24 protein-coding genes and 3 pseudogenes are annotated in these 25,273 nt (G+C 37.6%); 10 read left to right on the forward strand and 17 right to left on the reverse strand.

Annotated features, from left to right (window positions below):
• Positions 1-8 precede the first annotated feature (8 nt).
• The 4 genes from ilvA to ODU50_RS04105 all read right to left on the reverse strand — a co-directional run bounded on the left by ilvA (position 9) and on the right by ODU50_RS04105 (position 5,050).
• Positions 9-1,259 carry a threonine ammonia-lyase IlvA gene (ilvA, locus tag ODU50_RS04090; RefSeq protein WP_002937416.1) on the reverse strand — a complete coding sequence of 417 codons (1,251 nt, stop codon included), beginning with the start codon at positions 1,257-1,259 and terminating at the stop codon, positions 9-11.
• Between the two features lie 466 nt (positions 1,260-1,725).
• Positions 1,726-2,748: a ketol-acid reductoisomerase gene (ilvC, locus tag ODU50_RS04095; protein WP_044759844.1), complete on the reverse strand. Its 1,023-nt coding sequence runs from the start codon at positions 2,746-2,748 to the stop codon at positions 1,726-1,728.
• A gap of 129 nt (positions 2,749-2,877) precedes the next feature.
• The gene (gene ilvN / locus ODU50_RS04100; protein ID WP_024395365.1) at positions 2,878-3,354 is read right to left on the reverse strand and encodes an acetolactate synthase small subunit; all 477 of its coding nucleotides are present in this window, start codon (positions 3,352-3,354) and stop codon (positions 2,878-2,880) included.
• Complete coding sequence (locus ODU50_RS04105) at positions 3,347-5,050, reverse strand: acetolactate synthase large subunit (RefSeq protein ID WP_398581328.1); 1,704 nt, start codon at positions 5,048-5,050, stop codon at positions 3,347-3,349. Before ODU50_RS04105 ends, ilvN begins: the two co-directional genes overlap by 8 nt.
• Positions 5,051-5,275: 225 nt before the next feature.
• On the opposite strand from ODU50_RS04105, the gene ODU50_RS04110 reads away from it, so the two are divergent.
• From ODU50_RS04110 to ODU50_RS04130, 5 genes are all read left to right on the forward strand, one after another.
• Positions 5,276-6,328: a bifunctional glycosyltransferase family 2/GtrA family protein gene (locus ODU50_RS04110; RefSeq protein WP_105152988.1), complete on the forward strand. Its 1,053-nt coding sequence runs from the start codon at positions 5,276-5,278 to the stop codon at positions 6,326-6,328.
• Complete coding sequence (locus ODU50_RS04115; RefSeq protein ID WP_105152987.1) at positions 6,315-7,253, forward strand: phosphodiester glycosidase family protein; 939 nt, start codon at positions 6,315-6,317, stop codon at positions 7,251-7,253. The genes ODU50_RS04110 and ODU50_RS04115 overlap by 14 nt, the downstream gene beginning before the upstream one ends.
• Entirely contained in the window at positions 7,228-7,644 is a 417-nt protein-coding gene (locus ODU50_RS04120) for a hypothetical protein (RefSeq protein ID WP_105152986.1), read from the forward strand. The genes ODU50_RS04115 and ODU50_RS04120 overlap by 26 nt, the downstream gene beginning before the upstream one ends.
• Before the next feature lie 160 nt (positions 7,645-7,804).
• Positions 7,805-9,520 (forward strand): dihydroxy-acid dehydratase, encoded by a 1,716-nt coding sequence (ilvD, locus tag ODU50_RS04125; RefSeq protein ID WP_044759852.1) that lies wholly within the window; start codon positions 7,805-7,807, stop codon positions 9,518-9,520.
• 50 nt (positions 9,521-9,570) lie between these two features.
• Positions 9,571-10,014: a DUF6176 family protein gene (locus ODU50_RS04130; RefSeq protein ID WP_238145649.1), complete on the forward strand. Its 444-nt coding sequence runs from the start codon at positions 9,571-9,573 to the stop codon at positions 10,012-10,014.
• Between the two features lie 73 nt (positions 10,015-10,087).
• On the opposite strand, the gene tnpA is transcribed toward ODU50_RS04130, so the two are convergent.
• The 3 genes from tnpA to ODU50_RS04145 form a co-directional block, all read right to left on the reverse strand.
• On the reverse strand, positions 10,088-10,552 hold the full coding sequence (gene tnpA / locus ODU50_RS04135) for an IS200/IS605-like element ISSsu4 family transposase (protein ID WP_002939996.1): 465 nt from the start codon (positions 10,550-10,552) through the stop codon (positions 10,088-10,090).
• A gap of 188 nt (positions 10,553-10,740) precedes the next feature.
• A complete protein-coding gene (locus ODU50_RS04140) occupies positions 10,741-11,082 on the reverse strand; it encodes a metal-sulfur cluster assembly factor (RefSeq protein WP_009910815.1) in 342 nt (113 codons plus the stop codon).
• Positions 11,083-11,162: 80 nt separating this feature from the next.
• Complete coding sequence (locus ODU50_RS04145) at positions 11,163-11,612, reverse strand: pyridoxamine 5'-phosphate oxidase family protein (protein ID WP_002937365.1); 450 nt, start codon at positions 11,610-11,612, stop codon at positions 11,163-11,165.
• A gap of 625 nt (positions 11,613-12,237) precedes the next feature.
• Between ODU50_RS04145 and ODU50_RS04150 the strand changes: the two genes are divergently transcribed.
• Entirely contained in the window at positions 12,238-12,399 is a 162-nt protein-coding gene (locus ODU50_RS04150) for a hypothetical protein (protein WP_162841060.1), read from the forward strand.
• Positions 12,400-12,612: 213 nt separating this feature from the next.
• Here the strand turns inward: ODU50_RS04150 and ODU50_RS04155 are convergent, their stop codons facing one another.
• The 5 genes and pseudogenes from ODU50_RS04155 to ODU50_RS04175 form a co-directional block, all read right to left on the reverse strand.
• On the reverse strand, positions 12,613-14,739 hold the full coding sequence (locus tag ODU50_RS04155; protein WP_024416741.1) for a heavy metal translocating P-type ATPase: 2,127 nt from the start codon (positions 14,737-14,739) through the stop codon (positions 12,613-12,615).
• 19 nt (positions 14,740-14,758) lie between these two features.
• A pseudogene (locus ODU50_RS04160) lies at positions 14,759-14,896 on the reverse strand (CopY/TcrY family copper transport repressor); the annotation flags it as partial.
• Positions 14,897-14,904: 8 nt separating this feature from the next.
• Positions 14,905-16,347: a multicopper oxidase family protein gene (locus ODU50_RS04165; protein WP_024416740.1), complete on the reverse strand. Its 1,443-nt coding sequence runs from the start codon at positions 16,345-16,347 to the stop codon at positions 14,905-14,907.
• A gap of 38 nt (positions 16,348-16,385) precedes the next feature.
• Positions 16,386-16,580 (reverse strand): annotated as a pseudogene (locus ODU50_RS04170) (HAD-IC family P-type ATPase); the annotation flags it as partial.
• 22 nt (positions 16,581-16,602) lie between these two features.
• Positions 16,603-17,049 (reverse strand): CopY/TcrY family copper transport repressor, encoded by a 447-nt coding sequence (locus tag ODU50_RS04175; protein WP_024416739.1) that lies wholly within the window; start codon positions 17,047-17,049, stop codon positions 16,603-16,605.
• Between the two features lie 299 nt (positions 17,050-17,348).
• Between ODU50_RS04175 and ODU50_RS04180 the strand changes: the two are divergent.
• Positions 17,349-17,505, forward strand: a pseudogene (locus tag ODU50_RS04180) (site-specific integrase); the annotation flags it as partial.
• A 245-nt stretch (positions 17,506-17,750) separates the two neighbouring features.
• On the opposite strand, the gene ODU50_RS04185 reads toward ODU50_RS04180, so the two are convergent.
• The 5 genes from ODU50_RS04185 to ODU50_RS04205 all read right to left on the reverse strand — a co-directional run bounded on the left by ODU50_RS04185 (position 17,751) and on the right by ODU50_RS04205 (position 21,381).
• The gene (locus ODU50_RS04185) at positions 17,751-18,824 is read right to left on the reverse strand and encodes a hypothetical protein (protein ID WP_024416738.1); all 1,074 of its coding nucleotides are present in this window, start codon (positions 18,822-18,824) and stop codon (positions 17,751-17,753) included.
• A 219-nt stretch (positions 18,825-19,043) separates the two neighbouring features.
• Positions 19,044-19,382 carry a Cd(II)/Zn(II)-sensing metalloregulatory transcriptional regulator CadX gene (gene cadX, locus ODU50_RS04190; RefSeq protein ID WP_024416737.1) on the reverse strand — a complete coding sequence of 113 codons (339 nt, stop codon included), beginning with the start codon at positions 19,380-19,382 and terminating at the stop codon, positions 19,044-19,046.
• An 11-nt stretch (positions 19,383-19,393) separates the two neighbouring features.
• A complete protein-coding gene (locus ODU50_RS04195) occupies positions 19,394-20,008 on the reverse strand; it encodes a CadD family cadmium resistance transporter (RefSeq protein ID WP_024416736.1) in 615 nt (204 codons plus the stop codon).
• A 66-nt stretch (positions 20,009-20,074) separates the two neighbouring features.
• Complete coding sequence (locus ODU50_RS04200; protein ID WP_024416735.1) at positions 20,075-20,296, reverse strand: CpXC domain-containing protein; 222 nt, start codon at positions 20,294-20,296, stop codon at positions 20,075-20,077.
• Positions 20,297-20,967: 671 nt separating this feature from the next.
• Positions 20,968-21,381, reverse strand: coding sequence for a hypothetical protein (locus tag ODU50_RS04205; protein ID WP_398581329.1), 414 nt, complete (start codon positions 21,379-21,381; stop codon positions 20,968-20,970).
• Positions 21,382-22,033: 652 nt separating this feature from the next.
• On the opposite strand from ODU50_RS04205, the gene ODU50_RS04210 reads away from it, so the two are divergent.
• From ODU50_RS04210 to ODU50_RS04220, 3 genes are all read left to right on the forward strand, one after another.
• Positions 22,034-22,999, forward strand: a complete 966-nt coding sequence (locus ODU50_RS04210) for a hypothetical protein (RefSeq protein ID WP_398581330.1) — start codon at positions 22,034-22,036, stop codon at positions 22,997-22,999.
• A gap of 67 nt (positions 23,000-23,066) precedes the next feature.
• Positions 23,067-23,666 carry a hypothetical protein gene (locus tag ODU50_RS04215; protein WP_024416732.1) on the forward strand — a complete coding sequence of 200 codons (600 nt, stop codon included), beginning with the start codon at positions 23,067-23,069 and terminating at the stop codon, positions 23,664-23,666.
• Positions 23,667-23,784: 118 nt separating this feature from the next.
• Positions 23,785-25,152: a hypothetical protein gene (locus ODU50_RS04220; protein ID WP_024416731.1), complete on the forward strand. Its 1,368-nt coding sequence runs from the start codon at positions 23,785-23,787 to the stop codon at positions 25,150-25,152.
• The last annotated feature ends 121 nt before the right edge of the window (positions 25,153-25,273 follow it).

The raw sequence follows: 25,273 nt of genomic DNA on the forward strand, positions 1-25,273 counted from the left end.
ATGACCTCCTAAACTAGCATTTTATAAAGCGAATCATTTTCATGAAGATTGATGTACTGGGGATCAAACTCTTCCAAGCGAGAAATAAACTGCGTATAATCTGTTTTATCTCCTAGGGCAATACCGATTAGAACCGGCCCTGTTCCCTTATTGGCACGTTTGATATATTCAAAACGAGTAATATCATCATTTGGCCCTAGAATATCATTTACAAATTCACGAAGAGCCCCTGGACGTTGTGGAAAATTAACAACAAAGTAGTGTTTAATTCCCTCGTAGATAAGCGCACGTTCCTCCATTTCCGGCATCCTGTTGATGTCGTTATTACCACCAGAAATGATACAACAAATGGTTTGCCCCTTGATTTGGTCCTTGACTACCTCAAGAGCTGCAATCGTTGCTGCTCCTGCTGGCTCAGCAACAATACCCAGCTTAGAATAGAGGTCTAAAATAGTCCCGGAAATCCATCCTTCATCCACACCAATCAGGCGATCTACGTATTTCCGAGCCACTTCGTAGGTCGACTTACCAACTTTCTGTACCGCAATACCGTCAGCAAATTTATCAATTTGGTCTAATTTAACCGGACGGCCTTTATCAAATGCTGCTTTCATTGACCGTGCCCCACTTGCTTCAACACCAACAATCTTAATTTCAGGTGCATGTTCTTTCAGATAGGCCGAAACGCCTGCAACCAGACCACCTCCTCCTATGGGAACTAAAATTTGGTCAAAACTAATGGTTTGCTCTTCCGCTTCTTCCAAGATTTCATAGGCTACTGTTCCCTGACCAGCCTGCACATTTTCATCATCGAATGGGTCTATAAATGTTTTCCCACTTTCCTGAGTATAATCTTGTGCTGCCTTGGCTGACTCATCGAAGGTATCACCTACGAGCCGAATCTCTACGTAGTCTCCTCCGAAAAATTTAACCTGCCCTATTTTTTGTTGCGGAGTTGTAATGGGCATAAAAATCGTAGCAGGAATTTGCATTTCCTGACAGGTGTAGGCCACACCTTGAGCATGGTTTCCGGCCGAAGCACAGACCACTCCGCGTGACTTCTCATCATCTGTCAATTGTGAAATAGCATAATAGGCTCCTCGAATTTTAAAAGAGCGAACACGCTGTTCATTTTCTCTTTTTAAATAAATAGTTGCACCATATTTTTCCGACAAGTATCGACTATAATCCAAGGGGGTACGTACTACCACGCGCTTAAGAACGGAGTATGCTTGTTCTACATTTTTTGCTGTAATCATAGTTCCATCAATTTCTTTCTATATTTATTGTATCAATATTCCCTAGAAATTCCTAGTATTTAAACTATTATTATGTCATTTTATAAAAAACGAACTTTTTTATTTTTTATACTCAATAAAAATCAAAAATAGCAAGTCTAAGCTACTTATAACATGTGAAACCTTAATTTATAAGTTTGAGTTGAGGATTGTGGATTTCAAGTAGCTGTTTTCTTCTAAAAAAATAACAAAATCGAAACGCTCCATATCCACTTGGAGTGGTAGGTGGCTATTTTTGATTTTAAATGAGTATTAATATATTCTTGAATGAAATGGGCAAAAGAGCCGGAAAAAACCAGCTCTTTTATTCATTTTTCAGAGATAGGGAAAAAGGGAATGACATCCCCTCATCCGCCAACTCAAACCTTAAATGTATTGCCATCACTCAAAGTAAAGCTGACTATCACCCTATCTACCTTGATAGTGTTTAATTATAGATTTTGAATGCGTCGTCATCATTGCGTCCGACAAATGGCATTGCTTTGCGGAGTTCTGCACCTACTTTTTCGATTTCAAGATTCTCTGCTTCTTTACGATAAGCTTCCATACGTGGACGGCCTGCTTTATAGTCATTTACAAAGTCATTTGCAAATTTACCAGATTGAATATCTGCAAGGACTGCCTTCATGTTTTCTTTGACTTGGTCTGTAATCACGCGTGGACCTGATACATAGTCACCGAATTCAGCAGTGTTTGAGATAGATTGGCGCATTTTCTTAAAGCCACCTTCGTAGACAAGGTCAACGATAAGTTTCATCTCGTGGAGAACTTCGAAATAAGCCAATTCTGGTGCATAACCAGCTTCTGTCAAGACTTCAAAACCTGCCTGCATAAGTGCTGTCAAGCCACCGCAGAGAACAGCTTGCTCACCAAACAAGTCTTCTTCCGTTTCTTCCTTGAAAGTTGTTTCTAGAAGACCAACACGGGCTGAACCAACACCTTTTGCCCAGTCCATCGCAATATGTTTTGCATTGCCAGTTGCATCTTGGTAAACAGCATAGAGGGCTGGTACTCCAAAACCTTCTTCAAAGGTACGGCGGACCAAGTGACCTGGACCTTTTGGTGCACACATGAAGACATCCACATCTGCTGGTACCTTGATAAATTCAAAGTGAACGTTGAAACCATGGGCAAAACCAAGGGCATTGCCTGCTTCCAAGTTTGGAGCGATTTCTTCATTGTAAAGGTCAGCTTGGATTTCGTCTGGAGCCAAGATCATGATGACATCTGCTTGTTTTGCTGCTTCTGCTACTTCAAAAGTTTCAAAACCGTCTTCTTTTGCCTTGTCAAATGACTTGCCTGCACGCACACCGATGATGACGTCGTGTCCTGTATCACGCAAGTTTTGGGCATGGGCATGGCCCTGCGAACCATAACCGATAACGGCGATACGCTTGCCGTCAAGTGCTGCTACTGTTACATCTTTTTCATATTGCATTGCTACTGTCATAAGATTCTCTTTTCTATTTTTATTTGTAGTTTTGGATGTTCAAAGAAAATGACGGCTAGACCAGGCGAAGATAGAACTAAAATTCATCAAGCCAAGTCAACGCAGGATAGGTTTTAGTATCGAAAAGGATTAGTCTCTACTAAAACCAGTCGCCCCCGTTCTTGCGATATTCTTGATGCCATAAGGCTGAATCACACGCAGGAGGGCGTCAATCTTATCTCCATCACCTGTCATTTGAATGGTAATGGAGTGCGGTGCCACATCAACAACATTTGCTCTAAAAGGTTGGATAATCGCTAAAATTTCTGCTCGTTTTGTTGGCGGAGCTGAAATTTTAATAAGAATCACCTCACGCTCTAAGTGGGGAATGTCCGTCAAATCACGGACACGGACCACATCAATCAAGCGGTTTAGCTGTTTGATGATTTGTTCGACCTCATCGTGACTGGCCACGTCTACAATCACCGTCACACGTGAGATGCCATCTACTTCTGTTGGGCCGACTGAGATGGACTCAATATTGATTTGGCGACGAGATAGGACACCTGTAAAACGATTCAGAACACCAGATGAATTTCGCAATTTAGCTGTTAACATTCTACGCATTGAACTTCACCCCCAACATTTCTGCATTGCTCTTACCTGCTGGCACCATCGGTTGAACATGTTCACGATTAGAAATATGAACCTCTATGAGCATTGGTTTATCTTCTAAGATAACTTTCATGTCTTCACTTAGAGTCGCTGGATTGTCAAAACTATAATGACTAATTCCGTAGGCCTCCGCCAACAATTGGAAATTCGGTTCATCGTCAAATACAGATTGGCTACGACGCTTTCCATAGAAGGATTCCTGCCATTGACGCACCATGCCAAGAGAGTGGTTATTAATCAATACGACCTTAATCGGTACACCATAGCCATTCAAAATAGCCAATTCTTGGTTGGTCATTTGGAAGCCGCCATCACCAACAAAGATGATTACTTCTTTATCTGGATTGGCTAATTTGGCGCCGATAGCTGCAGGAATACCAAAGCCCATGGTTCCCATGCCTCCAGATGTTACAAGTTGACGTGCATGTTTGTAGGGGTAGAATTGGGCAGCCCACATTTGATGCTGACCAACATCTGTCACGACAATGGCATCCCCTTGCGTCAACTGACCAATTAATTCAATTGCCGCCTGTGGCTTAATAACCTTTTCATCTTCATCATACCAAAATGGCGCCCGACGTTTGTTTTCCAATACTTGTGCCGTCCAATCAGCATAGCCTGTTTCGACTGTTTCTAAAGCAAATAGAGCTTTCAAGGTTGCCTTAGCATCGCCCACTACTGGAATATCCGTTTTGACAACTTTACCAATTTCAGCGGGATCAATATCAATATGTGCTACCGTCGCATTTGGCGCATAGGTTGTTGGATTTCCTGTTAGGCGGTCATCGAATCGCGCTCCAATATTGATAATGTAATCAGCCTGATCCATAGCCATATTGGCAGCGTATGAACCGTGCATCCCCCCCATAGCCAAGGATAATTCATGCTCAATGGGCATTGCACCTAATCCAAGGAGGGTTGAAACTACTGGAATACGGTAGCGCTCTGCAAAGGCAACTAATTCTTTATTGGCATCTGCATAATTGACACCACCACCAGCCAATATTACTGGTTTTTGAGCTTGACTAAGCTGTTTCAAGATTTTCTTAACCTGCAAACCATTTGGTTCAATCGTTGGCTGATAACTTGGTAGGTGTAGAGTTGGGTCATGATAAAAATCAACAACTCTTTCTTGGATGTCTTTTGGAACATCAATAACAACGGGACCCGGTCTACCTGTTGTTGCAATATAGAGAGCTTCTGTGATGACTCTAGGAATATCTGCCGTATCCCGAATTTGGTAATTGTACTTGGTAATCGGCATTGTCATCCCCAAGACATCTGCTTCCTGAAAAGCATCTTTACCGATACCACGTGTTGCGACTTGACCAGTAAAAACTAAAAGAGGAACACTATCACCCATTGCGTCCGCAATTCCAGTAATGGCATTGGTAGCTCCTGGCCCAGAGGTTACAATGGCTACGCCCACCTTTCCTGATGATTTAGCGTATCCTTCGGCCTCGTGGACCGCTCCTTGTTCATGACGAGCCAAAATATGCTGGATTCCCTCATATTGATAGATAGCATCATATAGAGGCAAAACTGCCCCACCAGGATAACCAAAAACAAGGTCTACTCCCAGCTGATGCAGGGTGTCCAAAATGAGATAGGACCCCGAACGCGGTTGGTCTAGTTGAATTTCTTGCACGAATATTCCTCCTCTCTGCAAATTTGTTATCTACTATAATATCACAAGGAAGTAGAATGTCAAGGAATTTTCTGAAAATTCCTACATTTGTTCGTTTTCTTAACTATTTCCTAACATTTTCTTAAGCAAAACTTAAGCAAATCCCTTGACCGGCTTGGTTTCAGCTTGCTTTCAGAAAACATCAGTATAGTAGTTCCACTAAGAAAATTAAATGAGGTTTAGGATATGTATTATGTAGTGATACCGGCTTACCAGCCAGATGAAAAATTAATCCAACTATTAGAAATAATGAAAAACAGGCTAAATTGTCAGGTCATCGTTGTGGATGATGGTAGTACTGGCGCATCCAAAAATATTCTTGAAATCGCCAAAACCTATGCAATTGTTCTACACCATGATGTCAACAAAGGAAAAGGCCAAGCCTTGCGAACAGCCTTTAGTTTCATCCAAGATTTGAGAAAACCAAGTGTTATCGTAACTGCTGACGCAGATGGTCAACACGCTGTGAATGATATTGACCGCATCGCACGTGCAACTATGAATCTGCCAAGTCGCCTGATTCTTGGTGTTCGTCAATTTACCAAAGACATTCCCTTTCGGAGTCGTTTTGGTAACAAACTAACCAGAGTATTGTTTAGACTGCAAACTGGTATCAATGTGTCCGATACACAAACAGGCTTGCGTGGATTCCATACTGACTTAATTCCATTCATGTTAGATATTGAAGGCGATCGCTATGAGTACGAGATGAACATGTTAACTCAGGCAAGTCAACGCTATAAAATTACGGAAGTCCCAATCCAAACCATTTATATCGATGATAATGCCAGTTCGCATTTTCGTCCCATAAAAGATGGACTGCTCATTTACAAAAATCTCTTCAAATTTGCCCTGGCATCTTTTGGTGGATTTCTAGTTGACTACGGAGTATATGCACTTGCCTTATTGCTACTCACTAGCTTACCAACTGCTGTACGCTTATTGGTCGCAAACACGATTGCTCGCATTTGTAGCGCTACCTGTAATTTTGCACTTAATAAGAAATTAGTCTTTAACAATGAAGAGAGCATCGCACGAACAGGCGCAGGCTACTTTACACTAGCCTTTGTCCTCTTCCTTTGCGATACAGCCCTCCTCTATCTCTTCCACCAAATTCTAGGACTCAACCTCTACATTGTCAAACTTGCAGTTAGCATCCTCCTTTTCCTAGCTTCTTGGTTTGTTCAAAAGAATATTATTTTTAAAGAAAGGAAATCATTTTCCCATGAAATTGCTTAAAAAACCCTTTGCCTACGCATCCATCTTCGGAATGCTTTTGACAGGAGGCTTTACTTACTCCATGTTAAAAACCTTCGTCATTTCTGAAGCGATAACAACCGTCTCAGCAAGCAATGCTACTTCTACGAGCGAGCAGAATACGACCGCAGCTTCGTCTTCCACCACTGCCACAACAGCAACCAATGTATCTACTACTGATACTAGTTACTCTGATGATAATATTCAGATAAATTTAGAGACGATTACCACCAATAACACAACTGTTTACGTCGCAGATATTCAAGTCAGCTCACCCGAGTATTTAAAAACAGCACTTGCACAAAACACTTACGGTACAAACGTAACAGCTAAAACCTCAGAAACAGCGGCAGCAAACAATGCCATTCTAGCGGTTAATGGTGACTACTACGGAGCCAACTCAACTGGTTATGTTATTAAGAATGGAGTTCTGTATCGAGACACCGTTCGGGACAATGCATCTTATGGCGACTTGGCCATCTACGCAGACGGCTCATTTGAGGTCATTTATGAAAATGAGATTACCGCCCAAGAATTGATTGACAAGGGCGTTGTCAACCTCTTAGCATTTGGTCCATCATTGGTCGAAAACGGTGAAATTGTCGTCGATACTTCAACAGAAGTCGGACGCGCAATGTCATCCAACCCTCGTTCTGCTATCGGGATTATCGATGAAAATCATTATATCATCGTCGTAGCAGATGGACGTACGTCTGAAAGCGAAGGACTCTCTCTCTATCAATTGGCAGAAGTTATGAAACAATATGGTACTCAAACTGCCTACAACCTTGATGGCGGTGGTTCATCTACTCTTTACTTCAACGGTCAAGTTATTAACAACCCAACAACAAATGGAAATACTATCTCAGAAAGGGCGGTGAGTGACATTGTCTACATCGGTTACTAATTCAACTACAAGAGTTTCAAGAACATTTATCTCCTACTTGGCAATAACAGCTTTCCTGTTTATTTTCAGTCGAATCTATGAAAGTCTCAGCTATGGCGAAGTCTCTGTCTTTATGCATTATATGTTCTGTGTACCATTAATAGGCGGAGCTGTGCTACTCGGTCTGCTGCAACTTATACCTACTCTTTCACGTCTCTCTTATAATTTGTGGAATTCTGGCGTTGCAACTATTACAGCTGGTTGTCTTCTCCGAGGCATTATCAACCTATCTGGACGTTCAACTACCTTAGATCAACCTTATTGGTACATCGGCGCAGCCTTCCTAGTTCTATCATCAGTCGGTCTTTTTATCAATCCATCCGCAAACAATCGCCGAAAAACGACCACTTAATCTACAAATAAATTATAAGGGCACTTAAAATTCTTAGGTGCCTTTTACTATAGAATGAATTGTTGAAAAATTCGGAAATTTCCAATTATTTATCAAATCTTTTATCGTTTCTTTCATATCTATGATATAATGGGTAAAATAAGATAGGGAGAAGAAAATTATGACCGATACAAACAAACTTAAAGACTTTCGACATCGCAGTTCTGTCTATGATTCGATGGTCAAGTCACCCAACCGTGCCATGCTTCGCGCAACAGGAATGACCGACGATAGCTTTGAAAAGCCTATTGTTGGGGTTATTTCGACATGGGCTGAAAATACACCCTGTAACATGCACCTTCATGACTTTGGAAAATTAGCCAAAGAAGGGGTTAAAGATGCAGGTGCCTGGCCTGTTCAATACGGTACCATCACCGTTGCAGACGGAATCGCCATGGGAACACCTGGTATGCGCTTCTCCTTGACTTCCCGTGACATCATAGCCGACTCTATTGAGGCAGCTATGGGAGGGCACAACGTGGATGCCTTTGTCGCAATCGGTGGCTGTGATAAGAATATGCCTGGTTCTATGATTGCTATCGCCAATATGGACATTCCTGCCGTATTTGCCTACGGTGGAACCATCGCTCCAGGAAACCTCAATGGTAAAGATATTGACTTGGTTTCTGTCTTCGAAGGAATCGGAAAATGGAACAATGGCGACTTAACTGCTGAAGAAGTTCGTCAGATTGAGTGTAATGCCTGTCCTGGACCTGGTGGTTGTGGTGGTATGTATACTGCCAATACCATGGCTACTGCCATTGAGGTAATGGGCATGTCTATTCCTGGATCTTCTTCTCACCCTGCTGAATCTCCTGAGAAGAAGGCTGATATTGAAGAAGCTGGTCGTGCTGTTGTACGCATGCTAGAACTTGGCATCAAACCATCTGACATTATGACTCGTGAAGCCTTTGAAGATGCTATTACAGTCACAATGGCTCTAGGGGGCTCAACCAACGCTACGCTCCATCTTCTAGCCATCGCCCATGCTGCTAATGTTGAATTAACACTAGAAGATTTCAACGATTTCCAAGAGCGTGTGCCTCACTTGGCAGACCTCAAACCATCTGGTAAATATGTTTTCCAAGACCTCTATAATGTCGGCGGTGTCCCTGCTGTTATGAAATACTTGCTCAAAAACGGCTTCCTTCATGGCGACCGCATCACATGTACAGGTAAAACCGTTGCTGAAAACCTAGAGAATTTTGCAGACTTGACTCCAGGTCAAGAGGTCATCATGCCACTTGAAAATCCAAAACGTGCAGATGGCCCACTCATCATCCTCAAAGGTAACCTTGCTCCTGAAGGTGCCGTTGCCAAGGTTTCTGGTGTGAAAGTCCGCAACCATACAGGACCAGCCAAGGTCTTTGATTCTGAAGAAGAAGCGATCGAAGCAGTCTTGACTGACGAAATCGTAGATGGTGATGTAGTCGTTGTCCGCTATGTTGGGCCAAAAGGTGGTCCTGGTATGCCTGAAATGCTATCCCTTTCTTCCATGATTGTCGGAAAAGGCCAAGGTGACAAGGTAGCCCTTCTAACAGACGGTCGTTTCTCTGGTGGTACCTATGGACTGGTTGTCGGACACATCGCACCTGAAGCTCAGGATGGTGGTCCAATTACCTACCTCCGTACAGGTGATTTGGTGACGGTTGACCAAGATACCAAAGAAATCACCATGCACGTTTCTGACCAAGAAATCGAAGAACGCAAGAAAACCACTGTCATTCCACCACTCTACTCTCGTGGTGTTCTCGGTAAATACGCCCACACCGTATCCTCTGCCTCAAAAGGAGCCGTTACCGACTTCTGGAGACCAGAACGTACGGGGAAAAAATAAGGAACTCAACGACCCTGTCCTCGTGGCAGGGTTTTCCAAAAGGAGAAAAAATGAAACTAAACGTCGAACTCTCCCGCTTTCGAGTCAAAGAAGGGAAAACTGCCAAAGTAGATGAATGGATGGCCTTTCTCAACGAGCACATGGAAGACACTCTCCTCACTCTTGAAGGAGAGAAAATGTATGTCGAAACCATCTTCCGTGAAGTACTGGACGGTCGCGAATACCTCTACTGGTACTCTGTCCAAGCCGAAGGAGGGATTGAAGTCGAAGATTCAGAATCCTATATCGACAAAAAACATTTAGAATACTGGGAAGAATGTATCGACCCGAGCTATGGTATGGTCGATTTGGATCCGCAAGTTATCATGATTCCCAAGCCTGTTTATGAAACCATGGAAGAATTAGACAGACAGTACGATGACACAATCATGACCACCCGTCAAACGGGTGGTTTGAACAAGGGCTATAAGCCCACATCACCAGCCAGCGCCTAAAGACGCTGGCTTTCACTTTGTTCAAGCCTCACTGCTTTTGACTCGTCACTAGCCTCTTAAAGAGGCATTCGTACTACTTGCCATTATCCCTAAAGGGATCTTCATACTCTTTTACACTCAACTTATCAAGTGCTATATCATGTTTTTCCTGTTCTTGTATATATTTCTTAATTGTGGCTTCATTTAGTCCAACCGTACTTACATAATATCCCTCTGCCCAGAAATGACGATTACCAAATTTGTATTTGAGATTGGCGTGTTTATCAAACATCATTAGAGCACTCTTACCTTTTAAATATCCCATAAAGCTTGATACACTTAATCGCGGAGGAATACTGACTAACATATGAACATGATCCGGCATCAGATGTCCTTCGATAATTTCTACGCCTTTATAAGTACACAAACGTCGGAATATTTCTCCCAAACTACTTCGATATTGATTATAGATGATTTTTCGTCTATACTTAGGTGTGAAGACAATGTGGTATTTACACAGCCACTTTGTATGTGATAAACTATGTGCCTTTTGCGCCATATTTTTCTCCTTTCGCTTTACAATAGGCTTGAACACCTTTATTGTATCGCGTTTGGAGTTTTTTTGGTGTAACCTTCGTCGCGCACCCGCATAGCGGGTGGTTTATTTGTCACGCACCTTACGGAGCGTGACGGACTAAAAGTCACATAATTAAAAAAGAGCTGCAGTAAAATAAAACTGCAACTCTTTTATTTAGGGCTTATCCCCAGTGTAATTCGACCTAAGCGACTAATTCTTGTCATTTTCCAAGCAGGAGACCAGACAATCTCTACCTGTGCGTCGTTTATACCATCAATCGTTTTCAGGGCTGCAACCAATTCACCAGGCATAGTATCCGCACAAGAACAACCTGAATCTGTAAAGGTCATGACAACCTTACAAAAACCAGCTTCATCTAAATGAATCTCATAAATCAAACCCAAATTGTAGATGTCTAGTTCAATTTCAGGATCGTAAATAGATTCCAAAACCTCTACCAACTGTTCTGATACAGTTAACGCACGTTCATTAATCTGAATATCTTCTCTCATCAAGTTCAAACACTCCTAAAATATTTATAAGAAGTATTGTATCATAATTATTTGAAATATACTTGTCTTATCAAATGTTTTCAAAGTGCACGAACCTCTGAATGCTCACCTTGACCAATAGAAAAGATATACTTATGACCTTGAGTCAAGCTATGATAGAAGCCATGACCAGCATAAATCTGAAATACTTGCATTGTATCACTAGACTCATCTTTATAGATATGTTGATAATAAGGATTATCCGCAAAAACTGTCTTTAGATAGTCGTTCTCCACAGGTCTGGCAGTCCCTTCTACACGCACTACCTGGATAAGGTACCCTTCCTCAGAAATAGCCGTCATCGCAACTCTTTGATCCCCCATCAATTGATCATAGAAATGCGTTTCTGGGCTTGTCATAAAGAAAATCCCTTCTTCGTTTGCTGCAGTGATATGAGCATGACGAGCATGTGGATTTCCATACTCATCCAGAGTAGCAAAAACTCCAACCTTCATATCTTCCAAAATATGCATAATATCTTTTAGTTCCATGGTATCACCCCTTGAAAATACCTATTTTCTAAAGTATATCAAAAACAAGCGAAAATGTTAAGTGGAATATTGATAGAAATGGTGAAAGTGTTTCATGAATAACTCCCTACTGACGGAACCATTTAAGAAGGCAGCTATGTTTGCTTCATTTTCAACCTTCAAAGGTTCCTCAACCCTTTTGATTTCCAATTGGTATGGATTTGACTACTGAACCGATTATGACAACAATCAAAATCCATCGTAACTATAAAAACTACATAATTATAAAAAAGTGACTCTTGAGTGCCTTGAAACGTTGATATATTGCGGTATATTAACGTTTAGAGAACTGGCTAGCTTTACGTGCTTTCTTAAGACCTGGTTGGAGCATTGTTTATTTCAACTAATTTCAAAACCTTTTAACATCAACGTTTTCACGGTTTTTCAAAACTTAAAATTTTATCCAATTTCAACTAATTTCATCAAAATAAGGTAAATTTTCAAGTAAAATAAGCAAAATCGAACCAGAAAATACAAAAGTTTACCTTATTCTTGATTCTAGAAAATGAGAACAGCTAGAAGTATTCACTTTTAATTTTCATACATACCATGTATAATATAGTTGCAAAATTGGGAGGCGTAGCTAATGAATTTTCGACTGAATATCAGTACTAAGCAAGTTTTTAAAGGGGAACTTAATAAAGAAACCAGCATTCTCAAAGCTGAGCCAACTTTTGACTTTGACATAGAGTTAAAAAGTGCTATGAATCAATACGATGAATTATTAAAAGAATTGGCAGATAGATAAAATGTTCCCACTAAACGCATTTGACATATTCACAGCCGATTCTTGAAATAGAGTCAATAGTGAAAAAAAGTGGTTATCAACCTGTTTGTTGATAGCCACTTTTCAATATTTACTAAGTTCTGTTCCACAGTATACGACTACTTATCTTCTGAATGTATTAAAACATATAGAATTGTATCTTGATACTTTAATGAGTTTCAATCATTCGATCTGTTAACCGTTATTTTTGGGATCTAAATTTAATAAAATAGCATTAATGGCGACGATGACTGTTGACACAGACATTAGAATTGCTCCTAATGCAGGGCTAAATGTGATGCCAATAGGAGCCAAAATTCCTGCAGCTAGAGGGATAGCTATAAAGTTATAACCGGCTCCCCAAAAGAGATTTTGTTTCATTTTACGAGTTGTTTTGTGTGCTAATTCAATAAATGATTCAATATCTCCTGGATCAGATTGAGTCAAGATGACATCAGCTGAATCCAACGCCACTTGAGTTCCAGCACCTATAGCTATACCAACATCTGATAAGGCAAGAGAAGGAGCATCATTTACACCATCACCTACCATGATAACTTTCTTTCCTTCATCTTTAAGTGTTTTAACTAACTCATATTTGTCTTGTGGAGATTGATTTGATCTATATTCAATACCTAAATCTTCTGCCACACTTTGAGCCGCTTCTTCATTATCACCTGTTGCCATAATTGGTTGAATATTGTTCTTTATAAGAGCTTTAATTAACTCTTTACTCGTTGGTTTTAATTCGTCCCCTAAAGCTACAGCGCCAATGGCGTCATCGTTTTCTACTAAGACACTAAGAGTTGCTCCTTTTGGAATATCCATATCAAGATTACGTCCATAGGCTTTTTGACTGATTAATTGGTAACGGTGCCCACCTGCTTTACCCTCTACTCCAGCACCGGAAATCATATCAATTGAATCAAAAGATGCTGGACGTATATCTTGCTGCTTAGCGAAACTTATAATTGATTGAGCAATCGGGTGGCTAGAGCCTCCTTCAATACCTGCCAGTAAGGCAATGATTTCCTCTTTATTATATTTGTTATTAAAAAGTTTAACGTCTAATACTTTAAACTCACCAGTTGTTAAAGTACCTGTTTTATCTAAAATCATCACATCTGCATCTGGAGCTATTTCTAAGGCTTGGCGGTCTTTCACTAGTAACCCACGACTGGCTCCTAAGCTTGTGCTACGGGCGGTGACCAATGGAATAGCCAGACCTAATGCGTGTGGACAAGCTATAACTAATGTCGTGATAGTAAAGATAACTGCCGTTGGGATATCTCCAATAACCATCCACACTACAAAAGCTATTAGTGCGACAATGACCGCAATATAGAAGAGCCACCCTGCAACCTTTTGAGCAATATTTTCTGCCCTGGAAGGCTGACTTTGAGCTTGGCTGATTAAATTCTGAACTTGAGAGATGAAGGATTGATCACCTGTCTCATTCACTTTAATATAAAGAACCCCTTCTCCATTTGTTGAGCCTCCGATTACTTCATCGCCAGGACCTTTTTTAACTGCTTTTGATTCTCCAGTCAAAAGAGCTTCATTCACACGTGATTCGCCACGCTCGATAGTTCCGTCTGCTGGCACATTTTCTCCGGCTTGAACACGAATTAAATCTCCTACCTGTAAGTCAGCAACTGGACGTATTTCAATTGAATCATCTTCTAACACAACGTGAGCATCTTTTGGTACCAACTTAGCCAATGCTGCTTGTGCGTCTCCTGCTTCTCCAATAGCTTTCATCTCAATCCAGTGACCTAATAACATGATTAATAATAATGAAGCAAATTCAAAGAAAAAGTCCATCACGTGTCCACCCGTTACGTAGGTAATGATAACAGCATAAATACTGTATAAATATGAAACACTTATACCTAAAGAAACTAGAGCCATCATTCCAGGTTCTTTTTGTTTAAATTCATCAACTGCGCCTTGATAGAATGGACGTCCACCATAAATAATTAATATAGTAGATAAAATAGCTACTACAATATCAGAATATGGAAAAGTAAACTGGAATGGTAGTTCAAATCCATACATAGGAGATAAGAGCATAATAATGATTCCTAGTGGCAATGACTGTAAGAAAAGTTCCTTAAAGTTACCGTGATGATGGTGTTCATGCCCTCCGTGCCCACTGTGGTCATGCCCACTGTGCCCGCTGTGATCATGCTCAGCATGATGTTCTTGATGTTGATTCTTATGGTCTCCATGTTCTTCCGTGCTTACGTACTCATGTTTTGAATGATCCATGTCGCCATGATTATGGTGACAGTGGGATAAATGTTTGTTATTATTGTTCATTTTAAATTCCTCCTTATTCTTAATGATGATGTAAATGACACTCGCATTGTCTTTCTGGACAATTGCAATCCACTTCTTCTACTGCGAAAGATTTTTTTATCTCTAATATTTTTTCTAGTCGATCTATATCATCGAAGCTTAAGACATGATCTTCAATATTATTTATTATTCTACTTTAATTTGTCCCATCATACCTGCTTCTTCATGTTCAAGAATGTGACAGTGGTACATATAAGTACCCTTCTTATTAAACTTAACTATAAGTCTTACTTTTTCGTTAGGCTCAATATATACAGTATCTTTCCATCCGCTCTCCTCTGGAGAAGGCGCATTACCGTTTCTTGATAGAATTTGAACCTGTGTGCCATGAATATGGAATGGGTGCCCCATTTCATGCATCATAGATCCTGGGTTTGTAATTTCCCAAATCTCTGTATCTCCAAGCTTCACTGTTTCATCAATTCTATTCATATCAAACTTTTTACCGTTTATTGATACCATTTGACCCATACCTTGAAGCTCAAAGCTTCTTATCTTAGTAGCTTGTGCTTCTGACATTCTTTCTATATTCGTTAAAGTACTAGGTACTTCAGTATCATCTTTCCCATCGCCTTTAACATTAAATGTCATAATGGCTTCCTTATTACTCATAAGTGATAGCTGCGTTCCCTTTTCATACTTTGAAAAGTCCACTATTATCTCTGCTCTTTCCCCAGGTGATAATATAATATTTCTCTGGCTAACCGGTTTTTCTAAAAATCCACCATCAGATGCTATTTGATAGAATCCATCTCTATTATCTAACTTCAAATTAAAGTTACTTGCATTAGCACCATTAACTATTCTAAATCTCATCTTGACTCTATTAACCTCTAAATTAGGTTTAATAGCTCCGTTAACTATGATAGTATCCCCTGTTGCTCCATCCATCATATTTGTATTATAAATAAAACTGCCGTCCTTGCCAAAGCTTCTATCTTGAATTACTAAAGGTATATCATTTACTCCATATTCCTTAGGAATATTTAAGCTTTTTGATACTTCATCATCCACATAGAATAGTCCTGCTAAACCTTTATAAACTTGGGTAGCAGTATTTCCTCCAAAGTGCGGATGATACCACAATGTTGCAGCCTGTTGATTTACTGTAAAACTAGGCTCCCAAGTTGTTCCTGGTTCAATTCCTTGATGAGGGCCCCCATCCTTTTCTCCTTCTACCTCTAGTCCATGCCAGTGAACTGTAGTTGCTTCTTTTAACTTGTTATTTACGTGCACATTTACTTGCTCACCTTTACTTACTCTGATGACAGGGCCTAAGAAGCTTCCGTTGTAGCCCATAGTTCGTGTCTTGGTATTTGGTAAAAATGAAGTTTCTCCTTCTTGAGGTTCTAAAGTAAAATCCGCAATATTAGGATCTGGATTTTTATCCTCTAATAGTGGTGGTATAGGAAGTGTACTTTTTGTTTTACTTGTTTGAATATCTATATTAACTGCACTCTGGTTTATTTTAAAATAACTAATCATTGGTTCTAAAAGTGTAATATATCCAACTGCAGTTAATCCGACTGTAAGTCCAATACCTAATAACATATGTTTATTCTTACTCATTTTTATTCCTCCATAAATTATTATTCTAATTAATAATAATCTGCTTGAGCTAATGCGGGTGCATCGTTAATGCCGTCTCCAACCATCGCTACCTTCTTGCCTGCCTCTTGTAGTTTTTTGACTTCCTCTGCTTTATCTTCAGGTAATACTTCACTTAATACACTGTCTATACCCACTTGCTTAGCAATCGCTTTGGCTGTTCGTTTATTATCTCCAGTAATCATGATTACTTCAACACCGCGTCTTCTAAGTTCTTTAACAGCCTTCATGGCAATCGCATTGCCCTTCTGTACACTGACAATCCACTTCTTCTACTGCGAAAGATTTTTTTATCTCTAATATTTTCTCTAGTCGATCTATATCATCGAAGCTTAAGACATGATCTTCAATGATGCTTCCTATTACATTTCCGACTTTCTTTTTGCAAATACGGTTAAAAATATCTTCTGCATAATCCCTTACGGCTTCTTTCTCTACAATATTGGCAGTGTAAATAAACTTTCTACCTTCTTGCTCTGTATTTAGTACGCCTTTTTCAACTAATCGACCTAAGATCGTTTTGATAGTGGATTCTGTCCAGTCCATTTTTTCTTTCAATACAGAGATGACTGTTTTACTAGTTACTCGATCATTTGCCCAAACTACACGCATTACTTCCCATTCAGCATCTGTGATAGAAGTATTAAGTTCTATTGTGCTCATTTTCCTTTACTCCTTGTTGTTTACAAATGTAAACGAATGTGTTTAAAATAAGTCTACCATTGTAAACGAAATATGTCAAGTCTTTTTTATAAATGTAAACAACGATTGTTGCGTTTGTTTTCCGATTTATTCCCAGTACGATTTTTGTCGTATCCTGAAATAGCTTTAAAATATTTTTCTGTATCACTACTTAAATTTGTAATTTTAGAGCTTTTTTGTTTGATAAAAGTATTAAATTTTCTAAGCCTAATTTATTTAAAACAAAACTGCTCTGAGTTGAAATAATTATTTGACTAGATTCAAAAAACAACGGTACAATCAGCTACACTCAAAGAGGTGTTTATATTGGGATTGATGTTAAGACTGGAAAAAAGTCACCTCATCCATCACTGCCAAAACTTTACGAAGTCTTGACTGAAAATCATGCAGGCTAGGCTAGACTTTGAAGAAAAAGGGGTTAGATTTTGATAATTTCTAGCAATCACTTCTACTCACTCCAAAAAATTCCTCACTCTGATACTTCCCCCTCATACGACAAAAAGCCTTGCAATCAAGGCTTTTCACTATCCCTTTCGTTCCAATGTTTCTAGGCTTTTACGAGCAGAGCAACACACTCGATGTGTGGTGATAGCAACCCTCTATACTATAGAACGAAAAGTCTAGTTTGGCTTTATTATTATACTATTGAACGAATTTATTACTCAAGAAATGTAAAAGTCTACCGACAAGTCTTCGTCAGATTCATGTCGTTTCCAAGCTAAATTAAAACCGTATCTACCGCTCCAATCTGGATGCCAATCGACATAATATGGAACACGACTGTATTTGCCAAGTATCACCTCATCCTCCTCTGATGATTCCTGACAGGTTATCCCAAACTGAATACCATCAAGTTCCCAGGAATTTCCCCAAACATATTCATCAGAAATGACATCAACCCAGCGTGAAGCGTCAATCTCAAAATCGGTACATAACTTCAACGATTGGAAAGTACTATAGTGAATATTGTGGGGTTTGATATGTATAGCACAGTCAACATGATACTTCTCATAGTTGGTATTCAATAGGATAACTTTCATTGGAATGGGTACGCCATTGAGTTCCAACCACCAGTGTCCAATTTTATTGTGCAAAACATCAAAATACTCGTCTGCTGCTACTGATTTAGAAAAATCATCAATTTTCAAACATCGACCTGACGTTACTAACTCAGCTGCAATTTTCTCTGCACTCTCTTTATCAAAATCCGAATAACGCTTTATCACATGTTTCAACTTGTTAATTGGATATGAGATATCTTCTTGGGTAACCCGATGTACTTTTACAACATGAGCAACTTTTTCGACATTATTGATACCTACAGGTACAACCACATAATGGTCTTCCTTGATTGATTCATCCTCACAGATATAGGAATATTCCTCACCAAACTCTGAGAATGTGACCGATGCAACTCTGTAAACTGTGTCTGATGAACTTTGAACAGTAGCTTGATCCGTTTGCTCTTCTTCACTATTATCTAAATCTATCCATTTATAAAATGTATAACGATTAGGATTCTCATCCTCACCAAATACCATCAAACTGTGACAATTAGGGCATTGCCAAGCATAGTAAGAAGCATCAGAAATATCATAGTAATCAATTTTATTATTTTCATCTGCAGTATCTGTTGTTTCTTCCCACAACTCATCCGAATATATTGAAAAAGCATTCGGATCTGGAGCTGAATGGTCATTCATCGGATGCCCGCATTGACAAGTCCACTTACCCATAATAATACTCCCACATTTAACTTCATTTCTGTTATGCCTATTATACCACTAAAACAACAATAAAACTGCAACCTTTCAGTCACAGTCACTTACAAGTCTACCTCAGTCTCCTCTAAAAATTTGACGCTTTGTGGAAACATATCAATAAGCCTTTTAACGATAGGTAGAAGCTATCGTTAAAAGGTATCAGACAGATTAACTGGGATTTTTAAGCTTTTGTTATCCTAGTTGATTAAAAAAATCTCTGATTTCCTCATCTTTTATAAAATAATATATAATTTTCCCCTCTCTTCTAGTGTCCAAGATGTTTTGATTGGCTAGTTTACGAAGATGGTGGGAGGCAGATGCCATACTGAGATTTAGTAAACAGGCTATATCGCAGACACATAGTTCTTCAACAACAAGGAGATAAAAGATGATATTTATCTGTTTATTATCGGTAAACTTTGATAAAATGCGAAGTGATTTTTGGACTTTTTCCTTTTCAAGGTAGTTCGTTGCGGCTGTAACATTTTGTTGATTTATAACATTCACTTGGCAGATACTATCTTTTTTCAAAATATTTTCTCCTAGCCTAACACAGTCCATAGCATGTCAAAACTGTTGTTTTCAATCAAGATATATATCCCCAATCCTAAATAAACAACGGCAATAAACCACCTGCTATATTTTTCCAAAGTTTCTCCAACAGAAGGGACTTGTGCCAATTTTTGGGCAGAGAAAACCAAGAGATAAATCATGACTAGAAAGGTAAGTAAAGCCACTATCAAATTTGCTAAATTTAAGGTAGTAAAATATGGGACAAAGACACCAACATTGTCAGCACCACAACTTGCAAAAGTAATCATAGCGACTAGAAAAATCAGGTTTTTATTATCTTTGCTCAAACCTTCTTTGGCAATAGCTTCTCCATCAGAATCTCCTAAAAGCAAAACTTTGAGGCCTAGGAAAATTGGAATCAAACCGAGCAAACCTAAAATCTCTTTACTAGGAATATAATCTAAGACAAATGCAAAAAGCAAACTTAGCAATATTAGACTAACAGAGCCTAGAAATTGTCCTAAATAGATGTTGATGATGTCTTTTCTGCTTTTTCTTTTGGCAAAAAATAACATTAGGATAATAAGTAAGTCTACGGCTGTCCCAGAATACAGGATTATTGAAGTAACAACATTTTGAATCATAAAATACCTCATTCAAATATATTTTTGAATGAATTTTAACATTAAACTTTGTAGATGTCAAAGAGGTCATACTGAATAATTTTTTTGTTCTTCATCTACTACGACTGTTGGGTAATCAATTAGCACCATATGGTTACAGTTATGGCAGGTAAATTTAAAGAAATCCCAGTCCAAAATAGCAGAAACAATCTCAGGGGTCTTCACCGCATAAACCCTATCAAATCTTTCAAAAGTACTTTGTTTTCCGCAATTAGTGCAGTTTGTTTTTGTTAAAAAAATTGTTGTCATTCTACTTTTCCTCTTCATCATTATTAAGTAAGCAACTTGCTCTCACTTATTATCTTTGCAATGCTAAATAAATTTGGGATTTTTTTCAAAAAAAGTTAAATTGTATCAATTACAGAACTCACACTTCAATCGCCCATTCAGGCGATATTAGAGGCGGGTACGTTTCTATTCCCACAAACTCCATGTCAATGGAAACAAACACGTACCCACAGGGTAAATGGAAATAGATTTTGATAATTTCTTGCTATCACTTCTACTCCCTCCAAAAATTTTCTCACTCTGATACTACTCCACCGCAAGCTAAAAAGCCTTGTCTCCAAGGCTTTTTAAGATGCTTTCGTTCAAAGGTTTCTAGGCTTTTACGAGCAGAGCAACACACTCGACGTGATGTGTAGTTGGTAAATAACTCCAAAATTTAAAGGTAGAATGCTTTCAAATGAATATTTTTTATGAATGTAGCCATAGACTTTTACTCTTACAAAGACTACTAAACTCTTGTATATTGAGCTTAACTATTTCTTATTATTAGTCTGTAATGAATCGTTGATTGAATTTTGAATTAATGGAATTGTAAGACAGAAAAAGTGCGAATATATAAAAAATTAAAAGTAGTCATCACCCAAAACTGAGCAATTACCACATTTTTCTTTATTAAATTACAGGTTTGACTTTTAGAAATACATAATAGCATCTGGGCCAGTAGAGTAATCATCAAATCCATGTTTTTGAACAGCATCAAGTAGTGAACTATTTTTTGCATCATACAAAAATGTTTTCCATTTACCTAACATGAGCTGTTTCATCAAAATTTCAATTTGAATTTCAATATCCTCTTTATCCAAGTGTGTTTCAATCTTCTCAACTAACTGGTTTTCTACACTCACATGGCATTCTTGATTTTCAATTCGGATTGTCAATTTATCATTATTTCTTGAAAAACAAATTGTAGCAAATTCTTCTTCAGTGTAATAATAATCACTGATTACATCAATACAATATCCTTTTAATACCAGGAATTTCTTACACATCATTTCGACATCAACAATAATTGATACTATTTTTTCAATGAGAATTTCATCAATCATAATACTTTTCTCCTTTTCTTTTTTCCCGTTATGTATTTAGAAAATATTTTATTCCATAGACTAACCTCCAATCTGATTCATTATTAGTATGCCACTTTTTCCAGAACAAAAAAAAAATCGTGTGAGAGTCCTTACAAGTTAGCAAAGGATATCTACACGTTTTTTTATTTTTTTGAAAAAGAGACATAATACTATTGAAAAAAATTGAATTACTAGAGGAAGAAGGTGGTAATGTCATTATCATTTGAGTGCCGCACTGGGCTCGGTGAAAAAATAGGTTTCCAAATGATGTGAACTTCTCTCGTTTTGGATGTCATTGACCAAGATGAGAGTGTGAAAAAATAGTGAAATAAATGGTTATTCTACGGAATGAAATGACGTACAGAATAACCATTTATCAAGAAAAATAGTACAAAAATAAGTGTTTAATAGTAATAAAAAGTAATAAGTAAATTTGAAAAATAACCAATCCAATGACATAGAAAAATACATTAGATAAGAAAACGGTGATTACTGAATCTTACTTAAAACGTTAGTCCTAACAGGCAGCCTCAACGTGTATTTTTCCGAGCATACCCAGCTCATTCTACAAAAAAGGGTGGGAGGCAATTTAACAGTAACAAGCATTTTTAAGAAAGAAAGGAGAAAGAAAATGCCAAGAAAAAGAAATTCATTAAAACACGACATTTTCGTCGCAGCAACAAAAAATGTTACAAATAATACATCTAGAACATCATACAAACGTTCAGCAACTCGATTCTCAAAATGGGCTAAGGTTAATGGAATAAAGAAAATTTCTGATATTACAGAAGAAGTTCTTCAATCATATCACGACGACTTAAAAAATGATCCAAAGCAATACACTCCTGCCACTATCCACACATATTTAGCTCCAATAGCTAAAGCTTCCGGTATCAATTTAAACCGAATTAGAAAACAAAAGCGCTCAAGTGATAAAATCGTTCGCGGACGAATACGTGAGTCAAACGAACAAGGGAAAAAACAAGAATTGAACTCTCTCTTCTCTCGGCTGATTCAATTTCAAAAAGTTGTTGGAATTCGTCGGAACGAATTAAAAAACCTTACTGGGTCAGATTTAATAGAAGATGAGTATGGAAATTGTTACGTCCTTGTTAAACGTGGCAAAGGCGGAAAAAAACAAATGCAATATATTCTGCCGAATGACATCGAGTTTGTAAAGCAAACTTTTGCTGGGATAGGAGAAAATGAACCTATCTTCTCTGAGAAAGAAATGAACAACCAAATCAATTTACATGCCCTACGCGCTCAACATGCACGAGATAGCTACTTTTATTATCTAAATAAAATTCAACAGAATCCTAGAATTAAACAAGCATTAAAGAACTTGTTGGTTGAACGTTGGGAAAACGGCCATCAGAAATTGAAAAACGAGTCAAAAAGTAAATACGAACGACAGCGTAAAAATTTTATTTATGATCTACGTGATGAGTTGTATATGCTACGCGGCACAAACAAATCAAAAGCACTAGCGTCAGGAATGCCAATTGCTTATAATCGCTTGGCTCTTATGGCTGTATCCGTTTTGAATTTATCACATTGGCGTTTATCTGTTACGGTCACTAATTATATTTTATAGAAATTTTTTGATTTGAATTTTATGGCATAATTTCTTTGTAGAAATTGATGTAATGGAGGAAAGTAAAATGAGGAATCAAAATAATCTACAAAAAATAAATCGAAACACAATTTTAGCAAGAGGAAAAATCGTTGAAGTAAACTATGATGCTAATAATCGATCATTTATCCTGTTTATACGAAATGGAGGTGGAAGGAGACATACATTTTTGAAATGTTATTTTAAGCTTGATAAATTCCAATTGAAAAAGGGAATGGTGGTATCGATATCAGGTCATATCGAAAACATTAATACAAAAAATAGCTACAAAGTCATTGTAGATAGTATTCAAGAAGAACAAACAGAGCTAGCAACGTTTTTCAACAAAAAGCCTAGCTTTGGTTTTGCATATCCAAACCATTTCGCAAAGATGTTTGTTTTTGGAAAGGTTATTGATAAACATTTAAAACCAAATTCGAATTGGATCGAAATGATTATCGAAGACAATTGTAAAAATAGAATAAAAGTACAATACAGCACAAAAATGCGTGTCAATGAAACAAATTTTGAAATAGGAGATTACGTGTATCTATCAGCCTTGCCAATTTCAATTCAAAAGACATTTCATGAGGAAACATTTAATTTCGAGAACTATATTCTTGAAGATATTGTCATAAAAAGAAAATAGAAGAATAGAGATGAATTTTTTGAAGTTCATCTCTATTTTTTGTCAATTTTTTATATTTTTTCCTCTGACAAAGTTCCACATATGGCATAATTCATGTCGAGAAATGAAAGAGGAAAAAATGGTCTTAAAAGTTAAAAGAGGTATGTCGGATGAGGAAAAACAAAAAATCTATGATGAAAATAGAAAAGAGATGGAACGATGTTTTTCTGTAACAAATGCCTACTGGGGCATCGACAAAGTCGTTCTTAATTTAAAAGGACAGATTCACATTAATAACCAGAAATTCGAGCTAGCTAATTATGGAAATAACAATTTTACTATAGAGAAGCAATATGACAGTTCAGGTACTGTCTCCGAATTAGATGTCAAATCATCTACTTTTGGTAAATTTTATATGGGAAAAAATCGATTTGACAGCAGTTATTTTTATCGCATTGAATTGATCCATTGTGGTTTAAACATATCCACAGATCCAATCGAAGGTATCTATCAAAGATTAAATAGGGCTTTGTTATTGTTGGAACTTGAAATAGGAATTTCATGTACGATATATCATTGCGAACTTCAAGAAATCGAACTTGCATTTACAATGGCAATACATTCAGCTTTCCATTTGCAAACAAGAGCATTACTTCTACGTTGTCTGACACATAAGAAAGTGAATTTTGCTTCCTCTTCAAAAAGTATGAAAGACAAAGATTATGATCTTTTGACGACCGATGCCTATAAAAACAATCAGCAAGTTCTTTACAATAAAACTAAGAAAGCCAAAAAGCTTGGACAACTTGATAAACAAAAAACAGAAGATTTTGAAGTGTATCGTTTCGAGACCGTTTTGAAAAAAGATAAGATTAAATCCTTTCTTCGTACCTGTGTTCTGGAAGAAATTGATGATCTGAAAATCATTCAATACTTAGAAAACTTAGTTTCTATTGGAGTCTTCAATTTCATAAAAGAAATCGAACAATCAGTAATAAATACTGACAGAGAATTATCCAAAATTTTCAAAGCAAAACCACGTGCGACATTCGAAGAATTGTTGAAAAAACAGATTAACGTGTCACATTCAACAAACACTCCTTTTGTTCTAGATGAAGAAATTTTTAGTTTGATTGATGTTAAATTTGTTTCGAAAGAAAATAGATCGCGTTATAGAAAAAATTTGATTACTAAAAGTCAGAAGGAATTAAATATTAATTCTGAATCATTTTATTTATCTGAGATGATTACGTGGAATGTATTAATTATTCTACGATTGATGTTTGATGCTCTTGATTTTGCAAAGGCACATGGTTTAGGTTGTCATAAAAATTACAACACAAATGAATTACACATTGTTCAAATCCCAAAGTTTACAAAAGAATTCAGAAATGAAATATACTTATTGAACAATAAATTACGTCGAAAACATCATTATAAAATTGATTTATATAAATTAATTTTAAATCGATTGTTGAATTTAAAAGAATTATTTAACGGTTTTTAATATGATTTTACAACTTTCTAATACCTAAAAAACCTTGATACTACAACATTTCTTAAAAAAATTGTCTTCCCAAACGGAAGATGAACAAGCATTAATATTCTGTATCTTTTAAAAAATTAAC

Origin of the sequence: Streptococcus sp. 2020WUSS084 (genome assembly GCF_044427445.1) — a bacterium.
In the GTDB taxonomy this organism is placed as follows: Bacteria; Bacillota; Bacilli; order Lactobacillales; family Streptococcaceae; genus Streptococcus; species Streptococcus suis.

Coding starts and splice junctions, on each gene's coding strand:
- ilvN (WP_024395365.1), bottom strand. CDS start 3,354: ATGCGTAGAATGTTAACAGCTAAATTGCGAAATTCATCTGGTGTTCTG.
- ilvA (WP_002937416.1), bottom strand. CDS start 1,259: ATGATTACAGCAAAAAATGTAGAACAAGCATACTCCGTTCTTAAGCGC.
- ODU50_RS04200 (WP_024416735.1), bottom strand. CDS start 20,296: ATGACAACAATTTTTTTAACAAAAACAAACTGCACTAATTGCGGAAAA.
- ODU50_RS04110 (WP_105152988.1), top strand. CDS start 5,276: ATGTATTATGTAGTGATACCGGCTTACCAGCCAGATGAAAAATTAATC.
- ODU50_RS04215 (WP_024416732.1), top strand. CDS start 23,067: ATGAGGAATCAAAATAATCTACAAAAAATAAATCGAAACACAATTTTA.
- ODU50_RS04140 (WP_009910815.1), bottom strand. CDS start 11,082: ATGAGAGAAGATATTCAGATTAATGAACGTGCGTTAACTGTATCAGAA.
- ilvD (WP_044759852.1), top strand. CDS start 7,805: ATGACCGATACAAACAAACTTAAAGACTTTCGACATCGCAGTTCTGTC.
- ODU50_RS04115 (WP_105152987.1), top strand. CDS start 6,315: ATGAAATTGCTTAAAAAACCCTTTGCCTACGCATCCATCTTCGGAATG.
- ODU50_RS04130 (WP_238145649.1), top strand. CDS start 9,571: ATGAAACTAAACGTCGAACTCTCCCGCTTTCGAGTCAAAGAAGGGAAA.
- ODU50_RS04210 (WP_398581330.1), top strand. CDS start 22,034: ATGCCAAGAAAAAGAAATTCATTAAAACACGACATTTTCGTCGCAGCA.
- ODU50_RS04220 (WP_024416731.1), top strand. CDS start 23,785: ATGGTCTTAAAAGTTAAAAGAGGTATGTCGGATGAGGAAAAACAAAAA.
- ODU50_RS04195 (WP_024416736.1), bottom strand. CDS start 20,008: ATGATTCAAAATGTTGTTACTTCAATAATCCTGTATTCTGGGACAGCC.
- ODU50_RS04145 (WP_002937365.1), bottom strand. CDS start 11,612: ATGGAACTAAAAGATATTATGCATATTTTGGAAGATATGAAGGTTGGA.
- ODU50_RS04205 (WP_398581329.1), bottom strand. CDS start 21,381: ATGATTGATGAAATTCTCATTGAAAAAATAGTATCAATTATTGTTGAT.
- ODU50_RS04155 (WP_024416741.1), bottom strand. CDS start 14,739: ATGAACAATAATAACAAACATTTATCCCACTGTCACCATAATCATGGC.
- ODU50_RS04150 (WP_162841060.1), top strand. CDS start 12,238: ATGAATTTTCGACTGAATATCAGTACTAAGCAAGTTTTTAAAGGGGAA.
- ODU50_RS04185 (WP_024416738.1), bottom strand. CDS start 18,824: ATGGGTAAGTGGACTTGTCAATGCGGGCATCCGATGAATGACCATTCA.
- ODU50_RS04175 (WP_024416739.1), bottom strand. CDS start 17,049: ATGAGCACAATAGAACTTAATACTTCTATCACAGATGCTGAATGGGAA.
- ilvC (WP_044759844.1), bottom strand. CDS start 2,748: ATGACAGTAGCAATGCAATATGAAAAAGATGTAACAGTAGCAGCACTT.
- ODU50_RS04165 (WP_024416740.1), bottom strand. CDS start 16,347: ATGAGTAAGAATAAACATATGTTATTAGGTATTGGACTTACAGTCGGA.
- tnpA (WP_002939996.1), bottom strand. CDS start 10,552: ATGGCGCAAAAGGCACATAGTTTATCACATACAAAGTGGCTGTGTAAA.